Source organism: Catellatospora bangladeshensis, from assembly GCF_016862575.1.
In the GTDB taxonomy this organism is placed as follows: domain Bacteria; phylum Actinomycetota; class Actinomycetes; order Mycobacteriales; family Micromonosporaceae; genus Catellatospora; species Catellatospora bangladeshensis.
Genome location: NZ_BONF01000020.1, coordinates 236,353 through 243,605 on the forward strand (window position 1 = coordinate 236,353; position 7,253 = coordinate 243,605).

At 71.3% G+C, this 7,253-nt stretch carries 7 protein-coding genes; 6 read left to right on the forward strand and 1 reads right to left on the reverse strand.

The genetic code is table 11. From position 1 onward, the window contains the following. Positions 1-5: 5 nt before the first annotated feature. Positions 6-1,457, forward strand: coding sequence for a bifunctional UDP-N-acetylglucosamine diphosphorylase/glucosamine-1-phosphate N-acetyltransferase GlmU (glmU, locus tag Cba03nite_RS19575; protein ID WP_203747964.1), 1,452 nt, complete (start codon positions 6-8; stop codon positions 1,455-1,457). A 51-nt stretch (positions 1,458-1,508) separates the two neighbouring features. On the opposite strand, the gene Cba03nite_RS19580 is transcribed toward glmU, so the two are convergent. Beyond that, positions 1,509-1,748 (reverse strand): LuxR C-terminal-related transcriptional regulator, encoded by a 240-nt coding sequence (locus Cba03nite_RS19580; RefSeq protein ID WP_203747966.1) that lies wholly within the window; start codon positions 1,746-1,748, stop codon positions 1,509-1,511. A gap of 228 nt (positions 1,749-1,976) precedes the next feature. On the opposite strand from Cba03nite_RS19580, the gene Cba03nite_RS19585 reads away from it, so the two are divergent. From Cba03nite_RS19585 to Cba03nite_RS19605, 5 genes are all read left to right on the forward strand, one after another. Beyond that, complete coding sequence (locus Cba03nite_RS19585) at positions 1,977-2,957, forward strand: ribose-phosphate diphosphokinase (protein WP_203747968.1); 981 nt, start codon at positions 1,977-1,979, stop codon at positions 2,955-2,957. Positions 2,958-3,197: 240 nt separating this feature from the next. After that, a complete protein-coding gene (locus Cba03nite_RS19590; protein ID WP_203747971.1) occupies positions 3,198-3,836 on the forward strand; it encodes a 50S ribosomal protein L25/general stress protein Ctc in 639 nt (212 codons plus the stop codon). Positions 3,837-3,920: 84 nt separating this feature from the next. After that, the gene (gene pth, locus Cba03nite_RS19595; RefSeq protein WP_203747973.1) at positions 3,921-4,514 is read left to right on the forward strand and encodes an aminoacyl-tRNA hydrolase; all 594 of its coding nucleotides are present in this window, start codon (positions 3,921-3,923) and stop codon (positions 4,512-4,514) included. Between the two features lie 123 nt (positions 4,515-4,637). Continuing rightward, positions 4,638-6,281: a sugar transferase gene (locus tag Cba03nite_RS19600; protein WP_203747975.1), complete on the forward strand. Its 1,644-nt coding sequence runs from the start codon at positions 4,638-4,640 to the stop codon at positions 6,279-6,281. Beyond that, positions 6,281-7,060, forward strand: a complete 780-nt coding sequence (locus tag Cba03nite_RS19605; RefSeq protein ID WP_203747977.1) for a 3'(2'),5'-bisphosphate nucleotidase CysQ — start codon at positions 6,281-6,283, stop codon at positions 7,058-7,060. The genes Cba03nite_RS19600 and Cba03nite_RS19605 overlap by 1 nt, the downstream gene beginning before the upstream one ends. The last annotated feature ends 193 nt before the right edge of the window (positions 7,061-7,253 follow it).

Genomic DNA, 7,253 nt, shown 5'->3' on the forward strand with positions numbered 1-7,253 from the left:
TCCAAATGGAAGACAGGCGTCTCGTGACTCGTACGGTGATCGTCCTCGCGGCCGGCGAGGGTAAGCGGATGAAGTCGGACCTGCCGAAGATGCTGCATCCGCTCCTCGGGCGCTCGCTGGTGGGCCACGTGCTCGCCGCCGCCGCGCCGCTGGGCGCGGAGCGCACCCTCGCCGTCGTCGGCAACCGGGCCGACCAGGTCACCGCGCACCTGGCCGAGATCGCGCCGGAGGTGTCGACGGCGCTGCAGGCGCAGCAGAACGGCACCGGCCACGCGGTGCGCATCGCGCTGGAGGCGCTGGGCGACGTCGCGGGCACCGTGGTGGTGCTGAACGGCGACGTGCCGCTGCTGCGCCCGGAGACCCTGCAGGCTCTGGTGGAGGCGCACGAGAACGCGAGCGCCGCCGCCACCGTGCTGGGCGCCGAGGTGCCGAACCCGACCGGTCTCGGCCGGCTGGTCCGCGACGCGGACGGCGGCCTGGCCCGCATCGTGGAGGAGCGCGACGCGACGCCGGAGCAGCGGGCGATCCGCGAGATCAACGCGGGCATCTACGCGTTCGACGCGGCGGCGCTGCGGGCCGCGCTGGCGAAGCTGACCACGGACAACGACCAGGGCGAGGAGTACCTGACCGACGTCTTCGCGCTGTTCGTGGCGGAGGGCTCGCCGGTGCGGGTGCACCTGGCGGCCGACGCCGTGGAGACGCTGGGCTGCAACGACCGGGCCGAGCTGGCCTCGCTGCGGGCGCTGCTGCGCGACCGGATCAACCTGGACCTGATGCGCTCCGGCGTGACCATCATCGACCCGGCGACGACCTGGGTCGACGTGACGGCGACCGTCGAGCGCGACGCGCTGCTGGAGCCGAACGTGCAGCTGCGGGGCGCCAGCTCGGTCGCCTCCGGCGCGGTGGTCGGCCCGGACGTGACGCTGATCGACACGAGCGTGGGCGAGCAGGCCCAGGTGGTACGCGCGCACGCGGTGCAGGCCGAGATCGGCCCGAACGTGTCCGTGGGCCCGTACGCGTACCTGCGGCCGGGGGCGCGCATCGCGCGCAAGGGCAAGGTCGGCACGTTCGTGGAGATCAAGAACGCGTCGCTGGGCGAGGGCACCAAGGTGCCGCACCTGACGTACGTGGGCGACGCGACGATCGGCGAGCACACCAACATCGGTGCCGGAAACCTGTTCGCGAACTACAGCGGCACCACGAAGAGCCACACCACGATCGGCTCGCACGTGAAGACCAGCTGCGACACGACGTTCGTGGCGCCGGTGACGATCGGCGACGGCGCGTACACCGCGGCCGGCTCGGTGATCGGCAAGGACGTGCCGCCGGGCGCGCTGGCCGTGGCGCGGGCGCACCAGCGCAACATCGAGGGCTGGGTGCAGCGCACGCGGGGCGGCACTGCGTCGGCGGAGGCGGCCGAGCGGGCCCTGAAGGAGCAGGCGGGCGAGGAGGGCTGAGCGCCCTGCCCGGGATGGCCGGCGCGTGCGGTGACGCCGCGCCGGTCGGCGTCAGTGACGCTCGACGGGGTTGCCGTCCTCGTCGAGCCAGCCGCGCTTGGCGGCCTCGGCCCCGAGGGAGAACTGGTTCTTCGCGCCGGTCTGCTGCTTGAGCGAGGCGATGTGGTCGTGCACCGCGCGCTCGCTCAGGAACACCAGCTTGGTGATGGTCTGCACGGTGAAGCCGGCGGCGAGCAGCAGCAGGATCCGGCGCTGGATCAGCGTCGGCTCCCCGGACTGTTCGCGACCCATCGGGGCTTCGCCTTTCTGTACGGACAGTTGTGCTTAACGAAGGTAGCGCCACCCGTCCGAGGCGGGCAAGGCACCCTCATGTCACCTGCGTGAACTCCCGGGCAAGCGGTGTGTCCGTGATCTGTCGCACCCGCGAACGGCCTTGGTGGCTGGTTCGCGAACCGCCGGGAGAGGATGAAGCGAAAAGGTGATACTGACCGCAGACCATCGTGAAGGGGCGGCAAGCCGATGGGCAGCATCGTCACGGAGAACCGCAAGAACCTGATGCTCTTCTCTGGCCGGGCCTACCCCGAGCTGGCGAGGGAGATCGGCGAGGTGCTCGGCGTGGGGGTGACCCCGACGACGGCATATGACTTCGCCAGCGGTGAGACGTTTGTCCGTTACAAGGAGTCCGTCCGCGGTTCGGACGCCTTCATCGTCCAGTCCATGACCCAGCCGGTGAACAACTGGATCATGGAGACGCTGCTCATGATCGACGCGGCGAAGCGGGGTTCGGCCAAGCGCATCACCGTGGTGCTGCCGTTCTACCCGTACGCCCGCCAGGACAAGAAGCACCGCGGCCGGGAGCCCATCTCCGCCCGCCTGGTCGCCGACCTGCTCAAGACGGCGGGCGCCAACCGCATCCTCACCGTCGACCTGCACACCGCGCAGATCCAGGGCTTCTTCGACGGCCCGGTGGACCACCTGTTCGCGATGGACATCCTCGCCGACTATGTGCAGGCCAACTACGGCCACCGCGAGCTGACCGTGGTGTCGCCCGACTCGGGCCGGGTGCGCGTCGGTGAGCGCTGGACGGACCGGCTGGGCGGCTGCCCGCTGGCATTCATCCACAAGACCCGCGACCCGCTCAAGCCCAACCAGGTGGTGGCGAACCGGGTCATCGGCGAGGTGGCCGGCCGCACCTGCATCCTGGTCGACGACATGATCGATACGGCGGGCACCATCTGCAAGGCCGCCGACATCCTGTTCGACAACGGCGCCGCGGACGTCATCGTGACGACCACCCACGCGGTGCACTCCGACCCGGCCACCGAGCGGCTGAAGAACAGCCGGATCAGCGAGGTCATCGTCACCAACACCCTCCCGCTGGGCACGGAGAAGACGTTCGACAAGCTCACCGTGCTCTCGATCGCCCCGCTGCTGGCCCGCGCCATCCGCGAGGTCTTCGACGACGGCTCCGTGACCACCCTCTTCGGCGGGCTGAGCTGACCCTGGCGGCGCACGCCCCTTCCGGCCGCGGCGCACGGCGACCGGAAGGGGTGACATCGGCCGCCCCGCCGGGGATGACCCAAAGTGATCGGGTAAGCTTTCGGGGTTGCCACGGCGAGGGTGCCCTGCGGGTCGTAACTACCTGTTGATGGCGCCGTGATCGACGCGGTGCTCCGGGTCTTCCCGCGCGCCCTCGTTCGCTCGGCCTGACAAGAGACCCGTTGAGCAGGAGAAGTAGTCGTGTCTGAGGTAAAGATCAGCGCCGAGCCGCGTACCGAGTTCGGCAAGGGCGGCGCTCGCCGCACCCGTCGTCTGGGCCTCGTGCCCGCCGTCATCTACGGCCACGGTGAGGCCCCGCGCCACATCGCCGTGCCGGCCCGTGAGTTCGCCGCCGCCATCCGCCACGGCGGCATCAACACCGTCTTCGAGCTCGTCGCGCCCGACGGCACCAAGACCCTGGCGCTGCCGAAGGCCATCCAGCGTGACCCGCTGAAGGACACCTACGAGCACATCGACCTGGTGATCGTCAAGCGCGGCGAGCAGGTCACCGTCGAGGTGCCGGTGCACCTGGTCGGCGAGGCCGCCAAGGGCACCCTGGTGATGACCGAGCACGACAAGATCGCGATCAGCGCCGAGGCGCTGCACCTGCCGGAGTTCGTCGAGGCCTCGATCGAGGGCCTGGAGGCCGGCTCGCACGTCACCGCCGGTGACGTCAAGCTGCCGCGTGGCGCGCAGCTGGTCGCCGACGCAGAGACCATCGTCGCCGTGGTGAGCCTGGCCCCGACCGCCGAGCAGCTCGAGGGCGAGACCGCCGAGGCGCCCGAGGCCGCCGAGGCCGAGGCCGAGGAGGCCGCCGAGACCGTGGCCGCCGAGGCCTGATCTCGTTTCAGCTCCGTCCGTGGCGTCCTTCATGCTGTGTAACGGCATGAAGGACGCCACGAGCGTATGTGGGGAGAAGTAGGCATGGAGCAGGCAGCGCCGTGGCTGATCGTGGGCCTGGGCAATCCGGGGCCGCAGTACGCCGGGAACCGGCACAACGTCGGGTTCCACATCGCCGACCTGCTGGCCGAGCGCACCGGCGTGAAGTTCGGGCGGCACCGCAAGGCGGTGGCGGACGTGGCCGAGGCGCGGCTGGGGTACGGCGCGGACGCCCCGCGCCTGGTCCTGGTGAAGCCGCTGACCTACATGAACCTGTCCGGCGGCCCGGCCGCCGCGCTCAGCCAGTTCTACAAGGTGCCGGTGGCGCAGGTCATCGCCGTGCACGACGAGCTGGACATCCCGTACGGCCAGCTGCGGCTGAAGGTGGGCGGGGGCGAGGGCGGCCACAACGGGCTGCGCTCGATGACCAAGTCGCTGTCCACGAAGGAGTATCTGCGGGTGCGCTTCGGCGTGGGCCGCCCACCGGGCCGGCAGGACCCGGCCGACTTCGTGCTGTCCGACTTCTCCAGCGTGGAACGCAAGGAGCTGGAGTTCCTGGTGGACCGGGCGGCGGACGCGGTGGAGGCGATCGTGAAGGTCGGCCTGGCGGCCGCGCAGCAGACCTACCACACTGCCTGATCCCGACAGGACCTCCCGCCGTCACATTTGCCCCAATCCCGCGTTGTATCCGGCAGGCGCACCTGCTCCGGCCCCTTCAAGCAGGCCGGATTCGGTGCGCCGCGTCGGTGACGGGGGGCATTCATGGAGCAGCGCCGCGACGACGATCGACGCGGCCCGCGACCCTATCCGCAGCGGCACCGGCTCGCCGACGACGGCGCTGCGCTCGCCTACACGGCCACGCCGACCCCGGCGGGCCCGGCCCCGTTCAGCCCCGCGCCGGTCGGCCTGGTGGCGGTCCGCCCGCAGACCCCGGCGCACCGGCCCGCGGTGGGCCGCCGCCCGCTGCACGGCGGCAGCACCCACATCGGTACGCCGGTGCGCGTCCTCGATCGCCGCAAGGGCTGGGAGCAGCGCTACCTGCGTACCCTCATCACCTCGGACCTGCTCGTCGGGGCCGCGGCGGGCCTGCTCGTCTACATGCTGCGCTTCGGGCACCCGGTCACCCCGTACACCACGACGTACCTGCTGCTGTCGCTGGCGCTGCCGTTCGCGCTCGTCGCGTCGCTGGCGCTGACCCGGGCCTACGACAAGCGCCACCTGTACGTCGGCACGCAGGAGTACGACCGCGTCATGCGGGCCGGGCTCTGGCTGATCGCCAGCGCGGCCGTCGGCTCGTACGCGCTCGAACTTCCCACCGCCCGCTCGTACGTGCTGATCGCGCCGCCCGCCGCGACCGCCGCCCTGGTCGTCACCCGCTTCCTGATCCGCAAGTCGCTGCACCGCCGCCGGGAGCGCGGCGACTGCCTGCGCCGGGTCATCGTGGTCGGGCACGAGCTGGCCATCATCGGGCTCACCCGGCAGCTGTGCCGCGAGCGCTTCCACGGCCTGGAGGTCGTCGGGGCGTGCGTGCCGCGCGGCAGCGACGGCCGGGTCGGGCTGCCGGTGTACGGCACCTTCGACGACGTGGCGGCCGCGGTGCGCGCCGCCGGTGCGGACACCGTGATCGTGCTGAGCTGCCCCGAGCTGGACGGGCACGCGCTGCGCCGGATGGCCTGGGCGCTGGAGCGCGACGAGATCGACCTGATCGTGGCCAGCTCGCTGATCGACGTGGCCGGCGGCCGCACCACCATCCGCCCGGTGGACGGCCTGCCGATGTTGCACGTGGAACATCCGCGGCTGTCCGGCGGCAGCCGGGTGGTCAAGGAGCTGATGGACCGGATCGGCGCGGCGCTGCTGCTGGTCGTGTTCGCGCCGCTGCTGCTGGTGACCGCGATGGCACTGCGCATCGACTCGGCCGGACCGGCGCTGTTCAAGCAGGTGCGGGTGGGGCGGGACGGGCGTGAGTTCGTCATCTACAAGTTCCGTACGATGTATGTGGATGCCGAGGCGCGGCTGGCCGAGCTGAAGCATCTCAATGAGCACGACGGGGTGCTGTTCAAGATCCGGGACGATCCGCGGGTGACCGCGATGGGCCGGTGGATGCGCCGCTACTCCCTCGACGAGCTGCCGCAGCTGCTCAACGTGCTGCTGGGGCAGATGTCGCTGGTGGGGCCGCGCCCGCCGCTGCCGCACGAGGTCGCCGCGTACGCCGACGACGTACGCCGCCGCCTCGCGGTGAAACCGGGCATGACGGGACTCTGGCAGGTCTCCGGACGGTCGGACCTGCCGTGGGAGGAGGCGGTCCGGTTGGACCTGCGCTATGTCGAGAACTGGTCAATGTCCATGGACCTGCTCATCCTTCTGCGTACGCTGACCGCCGTTGCCCGAAGCTCTGGAGCGTACTGATGCCCCCGGTGGAAGACGGCGCCTTCGCCGTATGGCTGGCCCGACAGGCCGGCGACCTGCTGCTCACCCTGCGCGACGAGATCGGGTTCGACGACCCGGCCGGTCTGCGCCACGCCGGTGACAAGCGTTCGCACGATCTGATCATGACGGAGCTGGCCCGCTGGCGGCCCGCCGACGCCGTGCTCAGCGAGGAGGGCGTGGACGACCCCGTCCGGCTCACCGCCAACCGGCTGTGGATCATCGACCCGCTCGACGGCACCCGCGAGTTCGGCGAGCAGGGCCGCGCCGACTGGGCCGTGCACGTCGCCCTGTGGCGGCGCACCGGTGAGCACGACGGCGAGCTGGTGGCCGGTGCCGTGGGGCTGCCCGCGCAGCAGCGCGTGCTCGGCAGCGAGCCGGCTCCGGCGTACCCCCCGCTGTCTCCGGAGGCGGCCGCGGGCGGGGCCATCCGCATCGCGACCAGCCGCACCCGCCCCCCGGCCTTCCTGGCCGCGGTCGCCGAGCAGGTCGGCGCCGAGCTGGTGCCGATGGGCTCGGCCGGCGCGAAGATCGCCGCCGTGGTGACGGGTGAGGTCGACGCCTACATCCACGCCGGCGGCCAGTACGAGTGGGACTCGGCGGCGCCGGTGGCGGTCGCCGCCGCGGCCGGCCTGCACACCTCCCGGGTCGACGGCGCGCCGCTGCGTTACAACCAGGCGAACGCGAGCCTGCCCGACCTGCTGGTGTGCCGCCGCGATCTGGCCGCTGACCTGCTGTCGGCCTTGTCACAGCATCGTTGATCCACGCGCGCCACGGCGTGTAGGGTTAATTCCCGAGTAAAGCACTAGGAAAGGTCTGGATATGGTCCAGCCTGGGCCGGAGCAGCCGGCTGCCTACCGAGTCTCCCACCTTGACGCTCTCGAAGCCGAGAGCATCTTCGTGATGCGGGAGGTCGTCGCCGAGTTCGAGCGCCCGGTGCTGCTGTTCTCGGGC

What these genes read in the sequence shown, in the direction of transcription:
- Cba03nite_RS19600 (WP_203747975.1), top strand. Translation starts at nt 4,638, where the DNA reads ATGGAGCAGCGCCGCGACGACGATCGACGCGGCCCGCGACCCTATCCG.
- Cba03nite_RS19605 (WP_203747977.1), top strand. Translation starts at nt 6,281, where the DNA reads ATGCCCCCGGTGGAAGACGGCGCCTTCGCCGTATGGCTGGCCCGACAG.
- pth (WP_203747973.1), top strand. Translation starts at nt 3,921, where the DNA reads ATGGAGCAGGCAGCGCCGTGGCTGATCGTGGGCCTGGGCAATCCGGGG.
- glmU (WP_203747964.1), top strand. Translation starts at nt 6, where the DNA reads ATGGAAGACAGGCGTCTCGTGACTCGTACGGTGATCGTCCTCGCGGCC.
- Cba03nite_RS19580 (WP_203747966.1), bottom strand. Translation starts at nt 1,748, where the DNA reads ATGGGTCGCGAACAGTCCGGGGAGCCGACGCTGATCCAGCGCCGGATC.
- Cba03nite_RS19585 (WP_203747968.1), top strand. Translation starts at nt 1,977, where the DNA reads ATGGGCAGCATCGTCACGGAGAACCGCAAGAACCTGATGCTCTTCTCT.